Origin of the sequence: Methylovirgula ligni, assembly GCF_004135935.1 — a bacterium.
Taxonomy (GTDB): domain Bacteria; phylum Pseudomonadota; class Alphaproteobacteria; order Rhizobiales; family Beijerinckiaceae; genus Methylovirgula; species Methylovirgula ligni.
The window spans coordinates 2,725,602-2,747,487 of sequence record NZ_CP025086.1; the positions used below are offsets into that span (position 1 = coordinate 2,725,602).

A 21,886-nucleotide genomic window follows, 5' to 3' on the forward strand; every position below is an offset into this window, starting at 1 on the left:
CTCTTTCGGCAAAGAGGCGCATATCGTGGGCCCCGAGCCTTGTCAGGGCAGGGGGTTTTTGTTAGACGACACGACCTTCGCGGCCATGGCGGAATTGGTAGACGCGCTAGCTTGAGGTGCTAGTTGGGAGACCAGTGGAGGTTCGAGTCCTCTTGGCCGCACCAAGCCCTTTTTGTGCTTCGTTCTCAAGGCGCACCTGCCGTGCCCCGTCTCGGCGCGCGGCAGGTGACCCGCCTATAATGCCGGCTTGCCGGCGCTGACGTTGCGAATCGCTGCGACAATGGCGGTCAGCACCGCGCCGAAAACGCCGCCGCCGACTGCTTGTCCGGCGAGCGCGGCGATATCGACATGGCCGACGTTTTCCAGCGCCGGAATAACGATACTGAGGAATGAAGTCCCTGCGGCGCCGCCTATGGCGCCGACAAGCGAATTGCCCAGCGTTCCGAGATCGAGGTTTTTGACGGTGGACGCTATGCCGTTACCGCCTAACGCGCCAGCAACGAGCTCTACGACAAGACCGATGGCGGACATCTGAATCTCCCTATTGGCGAGCCGCCGCGATCAAGCTTTGACGGCCGCGCGCTGTAGTTTAGCCGATTTGAGTAAGCATATCAGTTGCGGTCAAGCCATTACGCTACCGGGCCGTGTTCTGCACACAGAAAGCTCGCTCAGAAAGCTGACTTGCCCCGCGCCATTTGCGGCTCAGGTAAAGTCTGTGGAAGATTTTGTCCTTTGTTTGCCGGGGCCTTATGGCCGGCGAGCCGCGGAATGATCTTGGCCAGGATTTCCTCTGTCTCGGATTTCCAGCCGGGAGGTGCCGGGCGCAGCGGCGGCCTGTCCGGACCGGGCGCGATATGGACGATCTTGTAGCCGCGCTGTTTGAGGGCACGCAGAAGCTGCGGCAGCATCTCCGCCGTCGAGACGCGGCTATCGTGCAGCAGCAGAATGCCGCGCCGGGCGCGATCGAGCCGCTTGAGAACGAGATCGAGTTCGGCTTGCGGCGTCAGCAGCAGCCAGTCCGATGCCCAAAGGTCCGAGCCGAAGACTCCGACATTGCGGCTCTCGAGCCAGGAGACGAGCGCCGGGGTATCGGCAAAGCCGGGGAAGCGGAAAAAGGTGATCTGGCCATTGGAATGGCCGTAGGCCGCCGTCTCGTCGGCGGTAAAGCCACGCAGAATATCCACGCGTGCGGCGGCATTGGTCATCAGCCGCAGCGTCCGCGCCGGATGCGAGAAGGTGTGGTTGCCGATCGAATGGCCCTCGGCCACTTCGCGCCGCGCCAGCGCGGGATGCGCCTCGGCATTGCGGCCGATAAGGAAGAATGTCGCCTTGACGCATTCTTGCGCCAGCGCATCGAGCACCTTCGGCGTTGTCGCCGGCCAGGGGCCATCGTCGAAGGTCAGCACCACTTCGTGATCCGCGAGCGCCAGCGTCTGCGGATAAGTCTGCAATCCGATCGCGAAACCGCCGGCCGTCGACAGTGTGAGCGTGCGCTCGGTGCCGAGCTTGTCCGGGCCGCAGGCCGGCGCTGCGGTGCAGGCACCGGTGAGAAACATAAAAAGCAGGGCGCCGGCGCCAAATCGCCGCGCCAGAATTTGCAGCATTGAGGGTTTGCCTTCCTGAAACGGCCTCCTTATGAACCGGCAAGCCGTCAAGATCACGATGATTTTGCACCGAACTGGTCCAAAATCAGGAACGTGGCCGATTCTGAAGACTTAAAACGAAACTTACATAAGACGCCGGCATCGCTTTTTCGCATCCCGCTCTAGCGTGAGTCAGGATTAGCAAATGACCCATTTCGACCCCGAGTCTCAGGGTGATGTCGCCGAACTCGCGCCGGAAGACGGCGAAGAGGGCGTGATCCGGCCGGAATTCGTTGCCGATGTCGCCGATGCGGTTGCGGCCGAAGACCCGGACGAAGTGCGGCGTCTGGCGGGCGAGTTGCACGAGGCCGATCTTGCGACGCTCATCGAGAATCTGCCCAGCGACTCGCGCCCGAAGCTCATCGAACTCATGGGCCGCGACTTCGACTTCGCCGCGCTCACGGAAGTCGATTCCAACATCCGCGACCAGATTTTTGAGGAATTGCAGACCCGGACGGTCGCCGAGGGCATGTCGGAACTCGAGCCCGACGACGCGCTCGTACTGCTCGAGGATTTCAACAGGAAAGAACAAAGCGAAATCCTCGAGGCGATGCCGGCTATCGAGCGCGTCGCGCTCCAGCGCAGTCTCGAATATCCGGAGAATTCCGCCGGCCGCCTGATGCAGACGACGCTGGTGACGGCGCCGCCGTTCTGGACCGCCGGGCAGATGATTGATTTTCTGCGCGACGCGCCGGAGGAGGATCTGCCCGAATCCTTCTTCGAGATTTTCGTCGTCGATCCGGCGCACCGGCTGCTCGGCACTGTGTTTCTCGACCAATTGCTGCGCGTCAACGCTCAGGCGGAACTCGGCAACATTCTCGACACGGACCGGCGACGCATTGATGTCGATGAAGACCGCGAGGATGTCGCGCGGCTGTTCCAGCGCTACAATCTGATTTCGGCGCCGGTTGTCGATAGAGCCGAGCGGCTCGTCGGCGTCGTCACCATCGACGATGTCGTCGATGTTATCCGCGAGGAGGCGGACGAGGAGATCAAGGCGCTCGGTGGCGTCTCGCCCAGCGAGGAACTCTCGGACTCGATCTGGTGGACGGCAAAAAGCCGCTTCCTCTGGCTCTTCGTCAATCTCATCACCGCTTTCATCGCTTCGTCGGTCCTCGGCATCTTCCAGAATCAATTGCAGAAGATGGTGGCGCTCGCGGTTCTTGCACCGATCGTCGCGAGCCAGGGCGGCAATGCGGCGACACAGACCATGACCGTCGTCGTGCGCGCCTTGGCGACGCGGCAGCTTACAAAGCTCAACACCTGGCGCGTCATCGGCCGCGAGGTTTTCGTCGGCGGCTTGAACGGCGCTATATTTGGAATTATCACGGGCGTGGGCGCGCTGTTCTGGTTCGGCTTGCCGGGCCTCGGCATCGTTATCGCTTTCGCGATGGTGACGAACCTCCTCGCCGGCGCGCTGGGCGGGATTTTGATTCCGCTGGCCTTGCACAGATTGAGGATCGACCCGGCCGTCTCCTCCGGCGCCTTCGTCACGACGGTCACCGATTGCGTCGGCTATGGCTCGTTTTTGACCTTCGCGACGCTGTGGTTCGGGCTGAGATAAAGCCTAAGTCGGATTTTCGAGCGAGAACGTCTCCGAGCTTTCGTCATAGGCGAAGACCTCGCCATAGCGGCCCCAGGTGATGACGCTCTTCAAGGTCCGCTCGGCATATTCCTCCGACATATAATCCTCAAGTTCTTCGAGGAAGCGCGTTTCGCGCGCCGAGTGCGTCGGGCGCTCGTCGAGCACGGTCTTGATCCGCGTCGCCAGTGGTACGTAGGCGACGAGATGATCGCCGAAGAGTTTCTTGCGCGCGTCGACATCCATTTCGGCGAAGCGCATGCCGGCCGGCGTCAGCTTGATGTCGCCTTCGGCGAATTCGGCGAAGCGCAGAAGCTGCAGGGTTTCGCCGACGGGGAACAGATCGTCGATCGCCATTTGCAAGCTGTCGGCGAGCGGCGGCAGGTCGGCGTGGCCGTGATAGGGCGCCCCCGCCAGAGTCTCCATGAGGCCCGCCATCGTATTGGTCGAGACTTCCGGCAGCGACATGCCGAGGCCGAGGCCGGGGAACGCGCCTTCGCGGCCGGGCGCCGGCGCGGCGGCACGGCGCGTCATGAGCGCATAAATGCGGTCGACCAATTGGCGGAATTCCGGTGCCAGGCGATTGCGCGGATAGGGGAGCGTGACGTGGATTTCCTCGGCGATGCGGCCGGGGTTCGATGAGAGAACGAGGATGCGATTGCACATCAGCACCGCCTCCTCGATGTTGTGCGTCACCATCAGGATCGACTTGATCGGCACGCGGCCTTCGACCCAGAGATCGAGCAGGTCGGTGCGCAGCGTTTCCGCCGTGAGCACGTCGAGCGCCGAGAAGGGCTCGTCCATCAAAAGGATCGTCGGATCGACCACGAGCGCGCGGGCGAAGCCGACACGCTGGCGCATGCCGCCCGAAAGCTCCTTCGGGAAAGCGGATTCAAAGCCGTCGAGGCCGATGACGTCGATCGCCTTCAGCGCCCGTGGGCGCGCTTCCGCCTCGGGCACTTTCTTGGCGCGCAGGCCAAGTTCCACATTGGCGAGCACCGACAACCAGGGAAACAGCGCGGCGCTCTGGAAGACCATGGAGATCGAATCATACGGTCCGGTCACCGGCTCCTGCCGGAAAAGCACTTCGCCGTCGGTCGGCCGCGTCAGCCCGGAGATGATGCGCAGAAGCGAGGACTTGCCCGAGCCGGAGCGGCCGAGCAAGCCAACGATCTCTCCCTCGGTCAGCGTCAGCGAGACATTGTCGAGCACTTGCGCGCCGGCCTCGCCGGCCCCTGTGCGGTAGCTCTGGCTAACGTTCTTGACCTCGAGAATGGGCTTGAGTCTTGCGTCGAGCATCAGAGCCTCACGAAAGCTGGAGCCGGCGCTCGGCGAAGCGCGACAGTGGCCGCCAGAAAAAGCGGTTCAGAACGATGACAAAGATCGACATCGTGGCAACGCCGAGAACAATACGCGGGTAATCACCGGCCTCGGTCGCCTTGGCAATATACGCGCCGATGCCATGCGCGGACACCGTCACGTTACCCCATTTGACATATTCCGCGACGATGGCGGCGTTCCATGACCCTCCCGAGGCGGTCAAGGCGCCGGTGACATAATAGGGGAAGACGGCGGGGAGCATCACTTTGGTCCACCAGTCCCAGCCGCGGACGTGGAAGGTCGCCGCTGCCTCGCGCAGATCGTTGGGAAACGTGCTCGCGCCACCGACGACATTGAACAGAATGTACCATTGCGTGCCGAAAATGATGAGGAAGCTCAGCCAGATGTCCGGGTTGAGCGAATAGCGCACGATCACCACGACCACGATCGGAAACAGCACGTTGGCCGGGAACGCGGCAAGGAATTGGGTCAAAGGCTGCACGCGCTCGGCAAGGCGGGTGTTGAGACCGACGAGAATGCCGACCGGTACCCAGACGAGCGAGGCGAGCAGGATCAGCGCCAGAACGCGCAGCATGGTCAGGAAGGTGAGCCACAATGCCTGCTCGATATCGGCGAGTTTCAGGCTGGTCATGATAAAATGGCTGAACAGCCAGAGCGTATAGATTCCGGCCGCCAGGCCAATGACGATCGAAACGAGATCGAGGATCCGCTCCTTCCACGCCGCTCCCGCGGGGCTCAGTTTGCCCCGAATCGGTAGATCGAGCCGCCAGAGCGCCATGGCGCCGAAGGCATGCGCCGGCAGGCGGGTCAGCGCCCGAAGCCATTTCGTGCGGCGGAAAAGCAGGACGACCCAGGAGCGCTCTTCCTCCTGCGAGGCGGACAGCTCAAACCGGAAGCGCGAACCGAACGTGACAAGCGGGCGGAACAGCAATTGGTCATAGGCGATGATGACCGCGAGCATGGTGATGATCGCGGCAACGACGGCGTCGATACGCTTCTCGCTGATCGCCCGCGCGAGATAGGAGCCGACGCCGGGCAGGTTGACCGTCGTATTGCCGACCGAGATCGCCTCCGACGCGACGACGAAGAACCAGCCACCGGACATCGAGACCATCGTGTTCCAGATGAGTCCGGGCATGGCATAGGGTGTTTCGAGCTGCCAGAACTTCTGCCACGGCGAGAGCCGGAAGCTGTCGGCGACCTCGTTCAATTCCTTCGGCACGGTCCGCAGCGACTGGTAGAACGAAAAGGCCATGTTCCAGGCCTGGCTGGTGAAGATCGCGAAGATCGCGGCGCATTCGGCGCCCAGCATCGAGCCGGGGAAAAGGCCGAGGAAGAAGGTCACCGTGAACGACAGGAAGCCGAGAATCGGCACCGATTGCAGCACATCGAGCAAGGGAACCAGAAAGCGCTCCGCCCGCCGGCTCTTGGCCGCCCAGGTCGCATAGGTGAAAGTGAAGACGAGCGAGGCAAACATCGCCGCGAACATCCGCAGCGTCGTGCGCAGGGCATAATAAGGCAGGTTGCTGTAATCGAGCGATATGGCGGTCGCTTGCGGCGCCTGCAGCGGCAGGGTCATGCCGTGCGAGCCATGGACGATCGCAACCAACGCGCCGAAAATCAGCGCGAAAGCGATCAGGTCGAACAGGTTGGGCAACGCGCTGCGGCTGCGCGTGGCGAGGGCGACAAATCGCGACATGGGAAATTGCGCTGGAGATTTGGACTGAGGGCGACTGCTGCTGTCTTGTCATCAAGCCCGATGACATTCAAGTGACGCACGCGACTTTGAAGCCGCCCATAGTGGAACGGGCGAGGCGGCAAGGCTGGCCTCGCTTCAGCCATAAAAGGATAGGCTATTCACGGGTTCTGTTCGGGGTTCTCCGGATGCATAGATTCGGCGCCGTTCTCTGCGTGCTGCTCGCCGCACTGCTGCCTCGCCTGGCAGCGGCCGAGGCGCCCGAAGCGCGGCTGGCGCTTGTCATTGGCGAGGCGAATTACAAAGTCGCGCCGCTGGCGACTCCGCTGAACGATGCCGGCCTCGTCGCCGCGACCCTCAAGGAGGCCGGCTTCGCCGTGACCGAGGGCGCCGATCTCGACGGCGCCGATCTGCGCAAGGCGCTCCATGACTTCGTCATAAGGACAGAGGCGGCCGGTCCCAACGCCATTGTCTTTGTCTACCTTTCCGGCCGCGGCTTGCAGTTTGCCGGGCAGAATTATTTCGTGCCCATCGACGCGCGGGTGGAACGCGAGGCGGACGTCCCGGTCGCCACGCTGCGGCTCGCGGACTATTTCGACCGGCTGACGGCCCTCCCGGCAAAGGCGCGCATCTTTGTATTCGATGGCGCGCGAACCTTGCATTTCGCGACGGAAGGGGCGCCCTTCGCCAGCGGCTTCGGCATCAAGGATGCCCCGGCGAATACGGTTTATGCTTTCAACGAGGCGCCGGGGGCGGTGTCCCCGGACGAGCCCGGCCCCTATGGCCTTTATGCGCTCTCGCTGGTGGAAATGCTGCGCCAGGGCTTTCCCATCCCGCAGGCCTTTACCGCGGTGCGGCTGCGCGCCAATGGCCTCAGCGACGGGATCATCGTGCCGTGGAATACCGGCGCGGTCGCCACGCCTTTCGCTTTGTTCACGCGCGACAAGAATGCGTCGGTGCTGCCGCTAGAGAGCGACAGCGTTCCGCAGAGCGGTGCGCCCGTCGCGCAAGTCTATCTTGCCACGATTGCGCGCGATACGCTCGACGCTTATGCGGATTTTTGCGCCACGTTCCCGAACGAGCCGCTGACGTTGCGGGTGCGCACCTTGCTTGCCGCGCGGCGCGAGGCGCTGACCTGGAGCGCCGCACTCGATGCCGGGACGCCGCAGGCGATCTGGACCTATATGCGGCGTTATCCGCGCGGCCCGCATTTTCCCGATACGCGCCGCGTGCTTGCCGCGCTCGCCGCGCCGCTGGCCCCGCCGCCGCGCTTCGATCCTTACGACTTCAAGGGCCTACCGGGGCCGAACGAAACCGAGCTCGAAATTCTCGACCGCCCGGTCCTGAGCTTTGAAGATCCGGCCTTTCCGCCGCCGCCATCCGCTGACGGTCTGCTGCCCGAGCGGCCGGTGACGTTTGAACATCTTTTGCCGCCAGCGCCGGCGGCAGCGGGCCTTCTGCCGGTCCCCGCGGCGCTCGGGCTGCCGTTTTCGAAACCTAACCTTCCGGCGGCGCTCGCCAAAGTGCCGCCCGCGGTGGCGGCGGCGGTCCAGACCCTGCCGCCGGCCCCGCCGGCGCCGGAAGCGGCAATCGGCACGCCGCCGGGACCCGCACCGGTGGCCGTTGCGCCGCCCGAACCGGCCGAATCCGCGTCAAGCGAGGCCGCGCCAGCCGCAGTGCCGCTGCCGCCCAAGCGGCCGGAGGTCGCTGAGGCCTCACAGCCCAGGCACGGCAAGAGCAAGGGCAAGACCGACGCCAAGCGGGCGAAACACGGCAAGTCGAAGCCTGCCAAGCATGCGCAGCACCCCAAGGCGAAGCCGCACAAGAAGAAGCACCGTCGCTGAGACGGCGTAATCTTTGCCATTCCGACGATTGACGGTGGACCGCCCCATGCGCTTTGCTTATGGTATTAGCCGAATGGCGCTAACCGCTTGAGGAGAGGGCGTTTCGGCTCTCGGTTCGACAGAGCCTCGAGAGCCGGACTCGGGCGCGGCGCCACTCGCGCGACCGGCAGCGACCGGAGCCGCGCCGCGCGAATTTCGAGTCTGGGGCGAAATGCCGAGCCTGAACGATTTTCAAGATACAGCGGGTTTGGCGCCCCAAGCCGAGATGGACGGCATTTCCAATGCCGCCGTTCTCGACCCGGCGGAGATGCCGCAGCCGAGACTCGAAGACGGCGGGGCGGCGGGGCCGACTTTCGCGGCGCTTGATCTCGGCACCAACAATTGCCGCCTGCTCGTTGCCCGGCCGGCCTATCGCGGTACCGACGTCCCCGGCTTCAAGATCGTCGATTCCTTTTCCCGCATCGTGCGCCTCGGCGAAGGTCTGTCGCAAACCGGGCGGCTGGCGGAATCGGCGATCCGGCGCACGCTTGAGGCGCTTGAAATCTGCCGGACGAAGATGCGCGCGCGGAACGTCAGCCACGCCCGCCTGATTGCGACCGAGGCCTGCCGGGGTGCCGAGAACGGAGCGGAATTCGTCGCCCGCGTGCGCGACACGCTCGGTCTCGAACTTGAAATCGTCGATCGCCAGACGGAGGCGCATCTCGCGGCGACCGGTTGCGCCAGCCTCGCCGATCCCGCGGCGGAATCGGTGATCCTCTTCGACATCGGCGGCGGCTCGTCCGAGGTCATTTGGCTCGGCCGCCCCGCGCGCGATGCGGATTTCGGGCATGAACGCATCCGTTTCTGGGTGTCACTCAAGATCGGCGTGGTGTCGCTGGCCGAACGCTTCGGCGGCGTCGAAGTCTCCGAGGCGACATTCGAGGCCATGGTGGCGTATGTCGCGGCCGAACTCGGCGGTTTCATCACCCAAGCGCAGCAATACCAGCGCTGCGAGAATTTTCATCTGCTCGGCACGTCGGGAACGGTCACGACGATCGGCGGCATTTTCCTCAACCTCGCGCGGTACGATCGCCGCCGCGTCGATGGTCTATGGATGTCGGAGGCGGAAATCGATGCGACGGTCGCGCGGCTGCGGCGGATGCCCTATGACGCGCGCGTTGCCAATGGCTGCATCGGCATTGAGCGGGCCGACCTCGTGCTCGCGGGCTGCGCCATTCTTGAGGCGATCCGCCGCGCCTTCCCAGCCAAGCGGGTGCGGATTGCCGACCGGGGACTACGGGAAGGCATTCTCCTGCAATTGATGGACGCCGAGCGGGCGCGTAGATGACCGAAAAAAAGTCGACGCCCAACACCAATCGGGCGCTGAAGACGCGGGTGAAGACCGCGCGCAAGCGCACGCTCGCCTCGACGCTTTGGCTCGAGCGCCAGCTCAACGATCCTTATGTCGCGCAGGCCAAGCGCGATGGCTATCGCTCCCGCGCCGCCTATAAGCTCCTCGAAATCGACACGCGCTATCACATCCTCAAGCGCGGCCAGAAGGTCATCGATCTCGGAGCCGCGCCCGGCGGCTGGTCGCAGGTCGCCGCCGCGAAGGTCGGTGCGACAGAAGGCGCGGGAAAGGTCTTCGGCATCGATCTTCTGCCGGTCGCGACGATCCCCGGTGTCGATTTCCGCCAGCTCGACTTCCTCGCGCCGGAAGCGCCGCAGATCCTGACCGAATGGCTCGGCGGCCCGGCCGATGTCGTGCTCTCGGACATGGCGGCTAATGCGACCGGCCACAAGAAGACCGATCAATTGCGCATCATCGATCTCGTCGAACTCGCCGCCGACTTCGCCGTGCAGGTGCTGGCGCCCGGCGGCATTTTCCTCGCCAAGGTTCTGCAGGGCGGAACTGAAACCAATCTGCTCGCGATGCTCAAGCGCCAGTTCGCCGAGATCAGGCACGTCAAGCCGAAGGCGAGCCGGGCGGATTCCTCCGAGCTCTATCTGCTGGCGATGGGCTTTCGCGGGCGCCCCGAATAGTTTTTGATCACCAATCCATAGGCTTGCTTGCCCCCAGGGCAGTAAAGGATGGGAGCTTGCCTTTCATACCCTCGGCGGATTGCTAGTCCTTCATTGAAGAACATTATCTTGTTCTAGTTTCTAGAATCTTTGATTTTCCCACAGAAGCTCTTTAAGACGATCTTGAAGCTGTCCAAAGATTGCCTATGTTAGAGCTTGAGAGCTTCTTTGAGGGAGTCCGAATGAGCGAGGTGAAAGCCATCGAGGCGGTCGACAACGCGCTAGGCGCGCTCGACGCGGATGAGCGCGCCCGCGTCCTAGCTTGGGCGCAATTAAAATACGGCGTTCCGGCGCAGATCAATACAACGACGCCTCAACCGACTCCGGCGCAACCCCCGCCACCGGCCGCGTACCCACCTGCAAATACGTCGCCCAATACGACGAAAGTTAAGGCGTCGAAGAAGGCGAAGACTATTATTTCGATGGATAAGACCCTGAACCTAAGCCCGGCGGGCAAAACGTCCGCATCGCAATTTGCCTCCGAGAAATCGCCGACCAACGTTATGCAGAAGTGCGTCGTCGCGGCGTACTATCTTCGCGACACCATTGAGATGGAGAAGGTAACCACGCAAGCCGTTTTCACGTTCTTTAAGCATCTTAATTGGCCGGTTCCGGCCGACCTAAAGAACACCTTGCAGCAGGCAGGTACCGCTGGATGGCTCGATACTGCCGACAGCCAGGATATCAAGCTGACATCCATGGGCGAGAATCTTGTCGAGCACGATCTGCCGCCCAAGGCAAAGGCAAAGTGAACCGCTTTCTTGGAGCTGTCCCCCAGACGCTCGAGGACGAGCTATTTGAGAAATTTCGCGAGATCGAGCGCAACTTCCGCGAAGGTAGATGGGAGCCAGCCGAACTCAACGGTGGCAAGCTCTGCGAAGTTGCCTATTGCATTCTACGCGGCCATATCGACGGCAGATTCCCAACCAAATCGTATAAGCCACCGAACTTTTACGACGCATGCTTGAAGATGGAAAAAGAGCCGGCATCCTTTGGCCGCTCCATCCGCATACAGTTGCCGCGAATGCTTATCGCGCTCTATGAAATCCGTAACAACCGCAACGTCGGCCACGTCGGTAGCGACGTTGATCCCAACCACATGGACGCTGTCTGCGTGCTGCACATGGCCAAGTGGGTTGTGGCAGAGCTTGTGCGTATCTTCTACGGCGTCACGCTGGCCCAAGCCAGCGCGATGGTAGAGGCGTTATCGGAACGAGAAGTCTCGCTAATCTGGGACGCGGGAAGTGTTCGCCGTGTGTTAGACAATAGTCTGTCGATGCTCGAAAAAACGCTCGTCCTCTTATTTGGTTCGGCGCAGCCGCTCAGTGAAGCCGAATTGATTGCCAGCCTGGAGCACTCAAACCCGTCGGTCTACCGCCGCGATGTACTTCGCCGCGCGCACGCCGATCGCCTCATTGAATATGACGAAAAAGCAAAAATAGTTCGAATCTCGCCGCTCGGCATCAGACGAGTTGAAACCAAGATTCTTCTCAAGACCCAAGTCTCGTCGATCAGTGCTTTTATCGATAGCGGGGGAGCCTAGCCCTCCGTCTGTTCCGCCTCCGCGGCTTTCTTGCGCGCCCCGCCGGAGAGATGAATTCCGGCGTTTGCCGGCAAGGTCCTGAACACCAGCACTGAACTCACCGAGATCACTGCGACACCGAGGAACGCCCAGGGGAAATCCGCCCGCGTGATCTGCGCCGTGCCATGGATCGCCTGTGACGATTCCAGAAGAAGCGCGCCGATGGTGATGCCAAGGCTCAGCGACAATTGCTGCGCGACAGAGGAAAAGCTCGTCGCCCGGCTCAGCATCGCCTGATCGATGTCGGCGTAGGTGATGGCATTGACGCTGGTGAATTCGAGCGAGCGGAAAAATCCGCCGCAGAGCAGAAGCCCCATCATCAGGAGATGTGGCGTCGTCGGCGTGAAGAAGCCGTAACAGCCGAGAATCGTCGAGCTCAGCACCGAATTGAAAAGCAGCACATGGCGGAAGCCGAAGGTGCGCAAGATCGGCGCAGCCGTGGCCTTCATCGCCATGGCGCCGAGCGAAGTGATGAAGGTGATGCTGCCGGATTGAAACGAATTCAGTCCGAAGCCGACTTGCAGCATCAACGGCAGCAGCAGCGGTGTCGCGCCGACGCCGACGCGGAACAGCGAGCCGCCGGTCACGGCGGCGCGAAAGGTCTGCACCTTGAGCAGTTTCAGATCGAGGATCGGGAATTTCGCGGTGCGCGCATGGAGGTAATAGAGGCCAAGAAACACCACGCCGGTGATGACGAGGACAAGCACGATGCTCCCGCTGACGATCCCGTGCCCGGCGAGCGTCATGCCGAAGATGAGGAGCCCCAGCCCGGCGCCGGAGAGCAGAAAGCCGCGCACGTCGAGCGGCCAGGCTTCGCCATGCACGTTCTGGATAAAGCGGCTGACAAGGCCGACACCGAGAATTCCGATCGGCACGTTGACGAAGAAGATCCAGCGCCAGTGGAAATAGGTGGTGATGAAGCCGCCGACGAGCGGGCCGAAAAGTGGGCCGAGCAGGGCGGGGATGGTCAGATAGGAGAGCGCATTGATGACCTCGGCCTTCGGCACGGTGCGCAGCAGGACGAGGCGGCCGACGGGCACCATCATCGCGCCGCCGATCCCCTGGATGACCCGCGCGCCGACGAACTCCCATAGCGTGCTGGAAAAGCCGCAAAGGATCGAGCCGAGTGTGAAGACGATGATGGCCGAGCGGAAGATCGTCCGCGCGCCGAACTTGTCCGCCGCCCAGCCGCTGGCGGGAATGAAGATGGCGAGCGACAGCAGATAGGCGGTCAGCGCCAGCTTGAGCGAGATGGGGTCGCGGTGCAGATCAGCCGCGATCGCCGGCAGGGAGGTCGAAATCACCGTGCCGTCAAGGCTTTCCATGAACAGGGCGCAAGCGACGATAAGGGCGGTGAGGCCGTAGCGCGGCAAGGGGCTTCTTCCGATCGAGCAGCGGGGTGTGTCATCTAAACGCTGCCGGGCCGTTTTAATAGCCCGGGCCGGGCAGAGCGCGACGCGCGAAGGCTTGGCGAAGACTTGGGTTTTCCACATCTTGACCCCATCTCAGGGGCTGATCCCGCCGCGCCGGGCAGGCGAGCACGACTTTTATTTGCGCAGCGGCGCGGGCGTGCTAAGAGCCGCTGCCAACTTTGGTCCGCCGCGCATCGCTCAACCGAGTCGCGGCTCTTTTTTCATCTTGGCGCCAAGCGGCGCGGCAAGGAGTTGGCTATGGCGGCATCGGAACGCGCACCAATCAAGGAAGCCCTGACGTTCGACGACGTCCTGCTTCTGCCGGGGCATTCCGAAGTCCTGCCGAGCAGCGCCGATCTCCGGACGCGGCTCACCCGCGAGATCACGCTCAGCCTTCCGATCATCTCCGCCGCCATGGATACGGTCACCGAGGCGCGGCTCGCCATCGCGCTCGCTCAGGCGGGCGGCATCGGCGTCATCCACCGCAATATGGAGCCTGACGCGCAGGCCGAAGAGGTCCGCAAGGTCAAGCGCTATGAGAGCGGCATGGTGGTCAACCCGATCACCATCGTCCCGGACGCGACGCTGGCCGACGCGCTCGCGCTGATGCGCCAGCACGGCATTTCCGGCATTCCGGTGGTCGAACATGGTCCGCCCGGCAAGCCGGCGCGGCTCCGCGGCATTCTCACCAACCGCGACGTGCGCTTCGCCGACAATCCGAACCAGCCGATCGCTGAACTGATGACCAAGGAGGTCGTCACTGTCCGCGAGGGCGTCAGCCAAGACGAGGCGCGCCGCCTGCTGCACCAGCACCGGCTGGAAAAGCTTGTCGTTGTTGATGAGGACGGCCGCTGCGTCGGCCTCCTGACCGTCAAGGACATGGAGAAGGCGACGCAGCATCCTGATGCCAGCAAGGATGCGGAAGGCCGTCTGCGCGTCGCAGCGGCCTCGACGGTGGGCGACAAGGGCTATGATCGCGCGCTCGCTCTGATCGACGCGGGCGCGGACGCCATCGTCGTCGATACCGCGCACGGTCATTCGCAATCCGTGCTCGACCAGGTGACCCGGATCAAGCGTGTCTCCAACAAGGTGGCGATCATCGCCGGCAATGTTGCGACCGCCGACGGGACCAAGGCGCTCATCGACGCGGGCGCCGACGCGGTGAAGATCGGCATCGGCCCCGGCTCGATCTGCACGACCCGCGTTGTCGCCGGCGTCGGCGTGCCGCAACTCACCGCCATCCTCGATTCCGTCGAAGTCGCGCGGGCGCGCGACATTCCCATCATCGGCGACGGCGGCATCAAATATTCCGGCGATCTCGCCAAGGCGATCGCCGCGGGCGCCGAATGCGTGATGATCGGTTCGCTGCTCGCCGGCACCGACGAGAGCCCCGGCGAGGTCTATCTGCTGCAAGGCCGCTCGTTCAAATCCTATCGCGGCATGGGCTCCGTCGGCGCGATGGCGCGCGGCTCGGCCGACCGTTATTTCCAGCAGGACATCAAGGATTCCCTGAAGCTGGTGCCGGAGGGCATCGAGGGTCAGGTGCCTTATCGCGGCCCGGCCGCCGCCATCCTGCATCAATTGGCAGGCGGTCTGCGCGCGGCGATGGGCTATGTCGGGGCGGGGAGCATCCCGGATTTCCAGAAGCGCGCGACTTTCGTCAAAATCTCCGCCGCGGGTCTGCGCGAAAGCCACGTCCATGACGTGACGATCACGCGCGAAAGCCCGAACTATCCGACGGGCGTATGACCCCAGGTGCAAGGATCGCCGCGGCGATCGAAATCCTCGCCGATATCGAAACGCGCCACCGCCCGGCGGCGGATGCGCTGAAGGATTGGGGCCTCGCGCACCGTTTCGCCGGGTCGAAGGATCGCGCCGCGCTGGCGACGCTGGTTTTCGACGCCTTGCGCTGCCGCGCCTCGGCCGCGTGGATCGTCGGCGAGGAAACACCACGCGCGATCGTGCTCGGGAGTTTGCGTGAGATGCGCGGCCTGTCCGCCGACGAAATCGGCGCGCTCTGCACGGGCGAGGGTCATGCGCCGCCGCCCTTGTCCGAAGTCGAGCGCGCGCGGCTCACCGAGGGCGCGCTCGACGACGCACCGGACCCTGTGCGCGGCGATTATCCCGAATGGCTGGCGCCTGCTTTCGCGGCGGCGTTCGGCGAAAGCGCGGTCGCGGAGGGCCGGGCGCTTGCCGCCCGCGCGCCGCTCGATCTGCGCGTCAATACGCTGAAAGCGACGCGGGAGAAGGCGCAGAAGGCGCTGGCGCATCTCGGCGCCGAACCGACGCCGCTCTCGCCACTCGGCTTGCGCGTGCCGCTGAGCGAGGACGGGCGCAGCGCCTCGCTGGCGGGCGAGCCGGCCTATCTCAAGGGTCTCGTCGAAATTCAGGACGAAGGCTCGCAGCTTGCCGCGCTCCTTGCCGCCCCCGTACCGGGCGAACAGGTGCTCGATCTCTGCGCCGGCGGCGGCGGCAAGACGCTGGCGCTGGCGGCGGCGATGGACAATCGCGGTCAGATCTACGCCACGGATCGTGAAGCGCGGCGGCTCGGACCGCTGTATGCGCGGCTGGAGCGCGCGACTACGCGCAATGTCCAGGTCCGTAACCCGCGCCGCGGCCAAAACGTCCTCGCCGATCTCGAAGGTCATTGCGATCTCGTTCTGGTCGATGCACCTTGCACCGGGACCGGCACCTGGCGGCGCAACCCGGACGCCAAATGGCGCATCCGCCCCGGCGCGCTGGAACAGCGGCTGAAAGAGCAGGACGAGGTTCTGGAGAGCGCGGCGCTTTATGTGAAGCCGGGCGGGCGGCTCATCTACATCACCTGCTCGCTGCTGCCGGCGGAGAATGAGGAGCGGATCGCGGCCTTCCTCGCCCGCTATACGGATTTTTCCGCCATTGGCGCGGAGGCGCTGCTCGCGGCTGCTGGACTGCCGGAGCTGGCGCGCTTCGCCGGGCCGCACGGCACGGGCCTACGGCTGTCGCCGCTGACGAGCGGGACGGACGGGTTCTTTATTGCCGGGCTGCGCCGCGCCTGATTTGGAAGAACCGCCGCAGCAGCATTTCGGCGCTGAAGCGCCAGAAAGGCTCATGCCGCGTCAGCTGCTCCGGTTCCGGGCCTTCCGAAAACAGGCTCGGAACATCGGCGAGCCGGACCGCGACCGGGTTTTTTCGCCCAGGGGTATAGACCGGGACATGACGTTCCATCTTGGCCTCTTGCTACGCTTATGCACTTCGTAGCTTCGAGACTAGCCGGGAAGGCTTGCCCGCCCTTCAACCCGTTTGCTCAAATGCTCTGGAAAGCTTTGAGGTAAGTTTTGCTCTTCTTGCGCCGCCGGGCGCGATCTCTTAAGTCGAATTTTTGCCGGCAGGAGCTTATGGCCGAAGACCCCCTCCACCACGACATTGCCGCCCACCACGACAAGGTGCTGATCGTCGATTTCGGCTCGCAGGTGACGCAATTGATCGCCCGCCGCGTCCGTGAGGCCGGCGTCTATTGCGAGATCGCACCCTATCAGAAGGCGGAAGCAGCCTTCGCCGCGCTGAAACCCAAGGCGGTGATCTTCTCCGGCGGGCCGGCCTCGGTGCTGGAGGAAGGCTCGCCCCGCGCCCCGCAATCGATCTTCGAGGCCGGCGTGCCGATCCTCGGCATCTGCTACGGGGAGCAATTGCTGGCGGCGCAGCTCGGCGGCGAGGTGCAGGGCGGCCATGACGGCGAATATGGCCGCGCCGAGGTCGAAGCGATCGCGGAATCGCCGCTCTTCGACGGAGTCTGGGAGCAGGGCCGTCATACCGTCTGGATGAGCCACGGCGATCGCGTGACGAAACTGCCGCCGGGCTTCCAGAGCATCGGCCATTCGCCCAATGCGCCGGTCTGCGTCATCGCCGACGAGGCGCGGCGCTTCTACGGCCTGCAATTCCATCCCGAGGTCCACCATACGCCCGAGGGGCCGCAGCTCATCTCCAATTTCGTCCACAAGATCGCCGGGCTCAAAAGCGATTGGACGATGCACGCCTTCCGCGCCGAGGCGGTGAAGGCGATCCGCGCGCAGGTCGGGCAGGGCCGCGTGTTGTGCGCGCTCTCGGGCGGCGTCGACTCGTCCGTCGCGGCGCTCTTGATCCACGAGGCGATCGGCGACCGGCTCACCTGCGTCTTCGTCGATCACGGTATGTTGCGGCAGGGCGAGGCGGAACAGGTCGTCTCGCTGTTTCGCGGCCATTACAACATTCCGCTCGTCCACGTCGACGCGAGCGAGACGTTCCTGAAAGCGCTCGACGGCGTGCAGGAGCCGGAAGAGAAGCGCAAGATCATCGGCAAGCTGTTCATCGATGTCTTCGACGCGGAAGCGAAGAAGATCGCCGCGGACGGCCGCGGCGCGCCGGAATTTCTGGCGCAGGGCACGCTCTATCCCGACGTCATCGAAAGCGTCTCCTTCCAGGGCGGGCCGAGCGTCACCATCAAGTCGCATCACAATGTCGGCGGCCTGCCGGCGCGGATGAAGATGAAGCTCGTCGAGCCGTTGCGCGAACTCTTCAAGGACGAAGTGCGCGCGCTCGGCCGCGAACTCGGCCTGCCGGAGATTTTCGTCGGCCGCCATCCCTTCCCGGGGCCGGGCCTCGCCATCCGCCTGCCGGGCGGCGTGACGGCGGAAAAGCTCGCCATATTGCGCAAGGCCGACGCGATCTATCTCGATGAAATCCGCAAGGCCGGACTCTATGACAAGATCTGGCAGGCCTTCGCGGTGTTGCTGCCGGTGAAGAGCGTCGGCGTCATGGGCGACGGCCGCACCTACGATTTCGTCTGCGCGCTACGCGCCGTCACCTCGACCGACGGCATGACGGCGGACTTTTTCCACTTCGACATGAATTTCCTCGGCCGCGCCGCGACGCGCATCATCAACGAAGTGCGCGGCATCAACCGGGTGGTCTATGACGTTACGTCAAAGCCGCCGGGCACGATCGAGTGGGAGTGAGGAGCATAGGCGGCTATAGGATATTCAGTGACGATTTTCATCGTCGTGTCATCTTATTTTTCCGTCGCTTTCTCACCTTAGCCACTAGCTCGGAAGCTAAGTGCGCTCGTCATCAAATGATCTCCTATTACTCTTCAAGATAGCGCGGAAACGGCTGGCACGGTGCTATTGATTTATTAGTGCAAAAATAGGCTGCGTAGCGCAGACGTGCAGCATTGAGATTTGTGAGCAGATTGAGCAGAGTTTAGGGCCGAACGTTTTTGATGGCTGCCTCTGAACTATGCTCGGCGGCTCGAATAACAGAAATGTGTCCAAGGACAGGTGGGTTTCGGATGGAATGGGAAAAGCTTCTAAAACTCGAGCGATTAAATGATCCCAGCTACGTTCAGCAAAAGCATCGCCCAATTTACATGCAGGATATAGATAGAATCCTATTTTCACCGCCATTTCGTAGGCTAGCGAACAAAACCCAAGTACACCCTCTTTATGACAACGACCATATCCATCATCGCCTGATTCACAGCATTGAAGTTGCCACCGTCGGGCGTTCTCTTGGGATCGAAGTGGGAGCGTGGTTGGTAGATGAACGCGGCGAAATTTCGAGCGAACAAGTCGAAGTCTTAGCAGGCCTTGTTCAAACAGCCAGCATGGCTCACGACATTGGAAATCCTCCGTTCGGGCATTCCGGCGAGGAGGCCATTGCGTCTTGGTTCCGCGAGAAATTTACGCACCCCACGGGCATCCTACAGGATATTTCTAATGAGCAACGGCACGAATTTGAGTCTTTCGAAGGGAACGCCCAAGGCTTTCGGATACTGACGCGAACCGAAATGTATAGGGATGAAGGAGGCTTGCGTTTGGCCTTTGGGTCCCTTGGAGCTTTCACCAAATATCCTGTCTCCGCTTTCATCAGAAAGAAGGTGGGCGATGAAGGTATTGTCAACGGTACCCAATATATCGGTCTCAAAAAATATGGCTTCTTCCAGAATGACGTTTCAACCTTCGAGCAAATCGGCAATGAACTTGGACTTCCAAAGAATGAAGTAAAGGGCCTCTACGGTGAGCTTGTAGGCTATTGGTGGCGACGGCATCCTTTGGCTTTTCTCATGGAGGCCGCCGATGATATCTGTTACAATATTATGGATCTCGAAGACGCTTATACGGCCGGGGACGTTGTTTTCGATCGGGTCATAAGTTTACTTGAAACACTCGTAGGAAAGTCCAACAAGGCTTATCCTGATCAGGGCGAGGCACAAATCGTATCGAGATACAGGGCGTTGGCTATTCGAGGAGCGATCTCCTCGTGTGTGGAAGCGTTCAAAGACAATTACACCGCTATTATGGCCGGAAATTTCCCGATTTCTTTGGTGGAGGCGTCGACCAAGGCGAAGGAATTCGAAGAAATAAAGAAAATTGCGAAGAACCGAATTTTTAAAGCTGCGCGAAAAACGGAATTAGAGATTTATGGTCGCAATGTTGTCTATCGCGCCCTAGACGGACTCTTACCTCTGGTAGACGAATTTAGTTCCGTTGGCTGGGAATCAAGCAAGCTGAGCCCTTATCATGAGCAGGTTGTAAGGGCGCTAAGATTTCCAACCGAGTCCATGTCTAATTCGTATAATGCTCTACATTCGTTGACTGATTTCGTTTCCGGGATGACCGATAGATATGCAGTCAAGGTCGCCGATATGCTTGGAAAGCGATAACGCAGAAGCCGAGCCGTTGCCAACATTAGTGGCGTTTGGGTGTTGAAGATAAGGTTTGCTAAATACCATCATTGGCTGGCCTGCCGTTCTCAGGTTGCCTTCTGGTACTTTGCGTAATGAGCTGTAAGCTCTCGGCCGTCGTCCCTCACCTTTGCTCCGCTCGTCGACTATCACAACCGTCTCTTCATAGGCGGTCGCTGCGTTCTAGGCTTGGCTGGATCGTTATATAAATAGATTCGCGTGGCTGGCGGCCAGCGCGGCTGTCTCGATGAAGTTCTCCCGATCTCGGCTGTTGCCGACATCGGCATTTTTGATGGCCAAATCGAGCAGCCCCGATTTGGCTAGGCGCTCCTCAAAACAAGCGGCGCCTCAATCATCCCCGCCGTCGATCTCTTTGCCGACAATCGCGATTGTCTGTTCATAGACCGTCGCCGCGTTCCAGGCCTGGATCGCCGCGAAATTGGGCTCGCCCGGTTGGTACCCGGCGCCGCGCTGCCAGCCATGCGCCTTGAGATAATTTGCCGTGGAGGCCAGGGCCCCTTCGGCGGTGTCGAGATCGCCGACGCCATATTCCAGCACCGTCTTCGGCAAAAATTGCGTCTGGCCGATTTCGCCATGCATAGAGCCGCGCGTCTCGGCCGACAGGCGTCCGTCATCCACCAGTTTCAGCGCCGCATAAAGCTGATCGGTGAAAAAGTCCGGCCGCCGGCAATCATAGGCGAGCGTCGCGATGGCCGAGAGCGATTGCTGATTGCCGTGCTGAGTGCCGAAGCCCGATTCCATGCCCCAGATGGCGATCAGCGGCCCGGCCGGGACGCCATAGCGCTGCTCGATCGAGTCGAAAAGCTCGGCGTGCGCTTGCTTCATCCTGCGGCCGCGCGACGCGATGATCGAGGCGCCGCGCTTGGCCATGAAGGCCGGGAGCGACAGACGAAAGCTTTTGAGGCCACGGTCGGCGGCGATGGTCGGGTAGTTGTAATGCGTCTCCATCAGGGCGCTGATGCCAGCGCCGCCAATGCCTTTCGCTTTGGCCTCGTCGGCGAAGGCGCTCTTCCACGCCTCGAAGCCGCCGGGGCCCGTCCCGCACTGGGCCGCGTCCGCCGCGCGGACCATCAAGGGAAGAGCGGCGAAGGCCGCAATCAAGGCTGTCGTGAGCCGGCCGCAGTGAATCATTGAACCTCCCTTTTGACGCTCAAGCGCCGAGCACCTTGCGCAGCGAAGCCTCGATCTGGCCACCGCAATAGGTGTCACCATAATCTCGCCGCGCCTTGGCGGCCAGTTCAGCCAGCGGCGGCAGATCGGCAACCCGCTGTGTCAACGCCGCCGTCATGGGCGCGGTTTCTCCAAGAATCGCCTCGATCTTGTGGAAACGGTCGGTCATAGTCGACCAGAGAGTAGCTGTCACGACGTCGGCGATACCCGGCGTCTTGCCGCCGAGCAGGAAGCCGGATGCGGCCTTCAGACCGTGCCGGCGGCCGGTCTCTTCCCAAAACGACATCCACTTCTTCAGGCGGGGGACGAAATCCTGCCAGCGTTTTTCCGTCCACATCTGGCGGCCGCCATCCAGTGTGATCTCGTCGATCACGTCGTTGGCGTCGTTGACGATCTTCATGGTTAGCGCGCGCAGGGCCGGGGTGGCGGGCAAGAGCTCCAGCGTCTCGCCCAGATAAAGGATAATGGCCGGCATTTGAGCGATGGCGAAGTCCGCCTTTTTATCGATCAGCAGCGGCGGTCCCATGAAAGGGACCGGCATGTGCCTCACCGGCTCGTCCATTAACCTTGAGATTGCGGCGTCGCCGCCCTCGGTCCAGGTTTTTCCGGCATAGGCCAGGACGGCGCGTACGAACTGACCGCGGAACGGCACGGACCAGTAGTAGAGTTCGTAATCGGTCATCTGAGAACTCTAGGTCATGCGAGCGATATTTGCCAATGACGCTCCCGAGCGTCAATTTCTTTCAGCGAATAGCCAGGGCGTTGTGCCGGTTCGATGATCCCGACGATCTTCCCTGGCGCCGAGCGGCACGAAATCCGCGATTGAGTACGCTG

18 protein-coding genes and 1 tRNA gene are annotated in these 21,886 nt (G+C 62.3%); 11 read left to right on the top strand and 8 right to left on the bottom strand.

Features of this window, described 5'->3' with window-relative positions:
* The first annotated feature begins 79 nt into the window (after positions 1–79).
* Positions 80–164: transfer RNA gene (locus tag CWB41_RS13085), tRNA-Leu, on the top strand.
* A 70-nt stretch (positions 165–234) separates the two neighbouring features.
* Here CWB41_RS13085 and CWB41_RS13090 read toward each other — a convergent pair.
* Complete coding sequence (locus tag CWB41_RS13090; protein WP_115837496.1) at positions 235–531, bottom strand: hypothetical protein; 297 nt, start codon at positions 529–531, stop codon at positions 235–237.
* 137 nt (positions 532–668) lie between these two features.
* Complete coding sequence (locus CWB41_RS13095; RefSeq protein WP_115837495.1) at positions 669–1,604, bottom strand: polysaccharide deacetylase family protein; 936 nt, start codon at positions 1,602–1,604, stop codon at positions 669–671.
* A gap of 184 nt (positions 1,605–1,788) precedes the next feature.
* Between CWB41_RS13095 and mgtE the strand changes: the two genes are divergently transcribed.
* Entirely contained in the window at positions 1,789–3,207 is a 1,419-nt protein-coding gene (gene mgtE / locus CWB41_RS13100; protein ID WP_115837494.1) for a magnesium transporter, read from the top strand.
* A 3-nt stretch (positions 3,208–3,210) separates the two neighbouring features.
* Here the strand turns inward: mgtE and CWB41_RS13105 are convergent, their stop codons facing one another.
* Both CWB41_RS13105 and CWB41_RS13110 read right to left on the bottom strand, forming a co-directional pair.
* On the bottom strand, positions 3,211–4,524 hold the full coding sequence (locus tag CWB41_RS13105; RefSeq protein WP_115837493.1) for an ABC transporter ATP-binding protein: 1,314 nt from the start codon (positions 4,522–4,524) through the stop codon (positions 3,211–3,213).
* Between the two features lie 7 nt (positions 4,525–4,531).
* Positions 4,532–6,265, bottom strand: coding sequence for an ABC transporter permease (locus CWB41_RS13110; RefSeq protein WP_115837492.1), 1,734 nt, complete (start codon positions 6,263–6,265; stop codon positions 4,532–4,534).
* 185 nt (positions 6,266–6,450) lie between these two features.
* Here CWB41_RS13110 and CWB41_RS13115 point away from each other — a divergent pair, with 185 nt between their 5' ends.
* The 5 genes from CWB41_RS13115 to CWB41_RS13135 all read left to right on the top strand — a co-directional run bounded on the left by CWB41_RS13115 (position 6,451) and on the right by CWB41_RS13135 (position 11,710).
* Entirely contained in the window at positions 6,451–8,106 is a 1,656-nt protein-coding gene (locus tag CWB41_RS13115; RefSeq protein ID WP_115837491.1) for a caspase family protein, read from the top strand.
* A 307-nt stretch (positions 8,107–8,413) separates the two neighbouring features.
* The gene (locus tag CWB41_RS13120; protein WP_245411353.1) at positions 8,414–9,433 is read left to right on the top strand and encodes a Ppx/GppA phosphatase family protein; all 1,020 of its coding nucleotides are present in this window, start codon (positions 8,414–8,416) and stop codon (positions 9,431–9,433) included.
* Positions 9,430–10,128, top strand: a complete 699-nt coding sequence (locus CWB41_RS13125) for an RlmE family RNA methyltransferase (RefSeq protein WP_115837490.1) — start codon at positions 9,430–9,432, stop codon at positions 10,126–10,128. Before CWB41_RS13120 ends, CWB41_RS13125 begins: the two co-directional genes overlap by 4 nt.
* A 221-nt stretch (positions 10,129–10,349) precedes the next feature.
* Complete coding sequence (locus CWB41_RS13130) at positions 10,350–10,919, top strand: hypothetical protein (RefSeq protein ID WP_129396494.1); 570 nt, start codon at positions 10,350–10,352, stop codon at positions 10,917–10,919.
* On the top strand, positions 10,916–11,710 hold the full coding sequence (locus CWB41_RS13135) for a hypothetical protein (RefSeq protein WP_181902987.1): 795 nt from the start codon (positions 10,916–10,918) through the stop codon (positions 11,708–11,710). The genes CWB41_RS13130 and CWB41_RS13135 overlap by 4 nt, the downstream gene beginning before the upstream one ends.
* Here CWB41_RS13135 and CWB41_RS13140 read toward each other — a convergent pair.
* Complete coding sequence (locus CWB41_RS13140) at positions 11,707–13,122, bottom strand: MFS transporter (RefSeq protein WP_245411341.1); 1,416 nt, start codon at positions 13,120–13,122, stop codon at positions 11,707–11,709. The two genes, CWB41_RS13135 and CWB41_RS13140, sit on opposite strands and share 4 nt — an antisense overlap.
* 297 nt (positions 13,123–13,419) lie before the next feature.
* Between CWB41_RS13140 and guaB the strand changes: the two genes are divergently transcribed.
* Both guaB and CWB41_RS13150 read left to right on the top strand, forming a co-directional pair.
* Positions 13,420–14,910, top strand: a complete 1,491-nt coding sequence (guaB, locus tag CWB41_RS13145) for an IMP dehydrogenase (protein WP_115837487.1) — start codon at positions 13,420–13,422, stop codon at positions 14,908–14,910.
* Positions 14,907–16,199 carry an RsmB/NOP family class I SAM-dependent RNA methyltransferase gene (locus CWB41_RS13150; RefSeq protein ID WP_115837486.1) on the top strand — a complete coding sequence of 431 codons (1,293 nt, stop codon included), beginning with the start codon at positions 14,907–14,909 and terminating at the stop codon, positions 16,197–16,199. Before guaB ends, CWB41_RS13150 begins: the two co-directional genes overlap by 4 nt.
* On the opposite strand, the gene CWB41_RS13155 is transcribed toward CWB41_RS13150, so the two are convergent.
* Entirely contained in the window at positions 16,174–16,368 is a 195-nt protein-coding gene (locus CWB41_RS13155) for a hypothetical protein (RefSeq protein WP_115837485.1), read from the bottom strand. The genes CWB41_RS13150 and CWB41_RS13155 overlap by 26 nt on opposite strands.
* A gap of 170 nt (positions 16,369–16,538) precedes the next feature.
* Here CWB41_RS13155 and guaA point away from each other — a divergent pair, with 170 nt between their 5' ends.
* Together guaA and dgt are read left to right on the top strand one after the other, a co-directional pair.
* The gene (gene guaA / locus CWB41_RS13160; protein ID WP_115837484.1) at positions 16,539–18,134 is read left to right on the top strand and encodes a glutamine-hydrolyzing GMP synthase; all 1,596 of its coding nucleotides are present in this window, start codon (positions 16,539–16,541) and stop codon (positions 18,132–18,134) included.
* A gap of 332 nt (positions 18,135–18,466) precedes the next feature.
* Positions 18,467–19,840, top strand: a complete 1,374-nt coding sequence (gene dgt / locus CWB41_RS13165; protein WP_115837483.1) for a dGTP triphosphohydrolase — start codon at positions 18,467–18,469, stop codon at positions 19,838–19,840.
* Positions 19,841–20,209: 369 nt separating this feature from the next.
* Here dgt and CWB41_RS13170 read toward each other — a convergent pair whose 3' ends face one another.
* Both CWB41_RS13170 and CWB41_RS13175 read right to left on the bottom strand, forming a co-directional pair.
* Entirely contained in the window at positions 20,210–21,013 is an 804-nt protein-coding gene (locus tag CWB41_RS13170) for a lytic murein transglycosylase (RefSeq protein WP_115837482.1), read from the bottom strand.
* A gap of 19 nt (positions 21,014–21,032) precedes the next feature.
* A complete protein-coding gene (locus CWB41_RS13175; protein ID WP_115837481.1) occupies positions 21,033–21,734 on the bottom strand; it encodes a glutathione S-transferase in 702 nt (233 codons plus the stop codon).
* Between the last annotated feature and the right edge of the window lie 152 nt (positions 21,735–21,886).

Coding starts and splice junctions, on each gene's coding strand:
- guaA (WP_115837484.1), top strand. CDS start 16,539: ATGGCCGAAGACCCCCTCCACCACGACATTGCCGCCCACCACGACAAG.
- mgtE (WP_115837494.1), top strand. CDS start 1,789: ATGACCCATTTCGACCCCGAGTCTCAGGGTGATGTCGCCGAACTCGCG.
- CWB41_RS13130 (WP_129396494.1), top strand. CDS start 10,350: ATGAGCGAGGTGAAAGCCATCGAGGCGGTCGACAACGCGCTAGGCGCG.
- CWB41_RS13150 (WP_115837486.1), top strand. CDS start 14,907: ATGACCCCAGGTGCAAGGATCGCCGCGGCGATCGAAATCCTCGCCGAT.
- CWB41_RS13090 (WP_115837496.1), bottom strand. CDS start 531: ATGTCCGCCATCGGTCTTGTCGTAGAGCTCGTTGCTGGCGCGTTAGGC.
- CWB41_RS13115 (WP_115837491.1), top strand. CDS start 6,451: ATGCATAGATTCGGCGCCGTTCTCTGCGTGCTGCTCGCCGCACTGCTG.
- CWB41_RS13125 (WP_115837490.1), top strand. CDS start 9,430: ATGACCGAAAAAAAGTCGACGCCCAACACCAATCGGGCGCTGAAGACG.
- CWB41_RS13105 (WP_115837493.1), bottom strand. CDS start 4,524: ATGCTCGACGCAAGACTCAAGCCCATTCTCGAGGTCAAGAACGTTAGC.
- CWB41_RS13155 (WP_115837485.1), bottom strand. CDS start 16,368: ATGGAACGTCATGTCCCGGTCTATACCCCTGGGCGAAAAAACCCGGTC.
- dgt (WP_115837483.1), top strand. CDS start 18,467: ATGGAATGGGAAAAGCTTCTAAAACTCGAGCGATTAAATGATCCCAGC.
- CWB41_RS13175 (WP_115837481.1), bottom strand. CDS start 21,734: ATGACCGATTACGAACTCTACTACTGGTCCGTGCCGTTCCGCGGTCAG.
- CWB41_RS13095 (WP_115837495.1), bottom strand. CDS start 1,604: ATGCTGCAAATTCTGGCGCGGCGATTTGGCGCCGGCGCCCTGCTTTTT.
- guaB (WP_115837487.1), top strand. CDS start 13,420: ATGGCGGCATCGGAACGCGCACCAATCAAGGAAGCCCTGACGTTCGAC.
- CWB41_RS13170 (WP_115837482.1), bottom strand. CDS start 21,013: ATGATTCACTGCGGCCGGCTCACGACAGCCTTGATTGCGGCCTTCGCC.
- CWB41_RS13120 (WP_245411353.1), top strand. CDS start 8,414: ATGCCGCAGCCGAGACTCGAAGACGGCGGGGCGGCGGGGCCGACTTTC.
- CWB41_RS13110 (WP_115837492.1), bottom strand. CDS start 6,265: ATGTCGCGATTTGTCGCCCTCGCCACGCGCAGCCGCAGCGCGTTGCCC.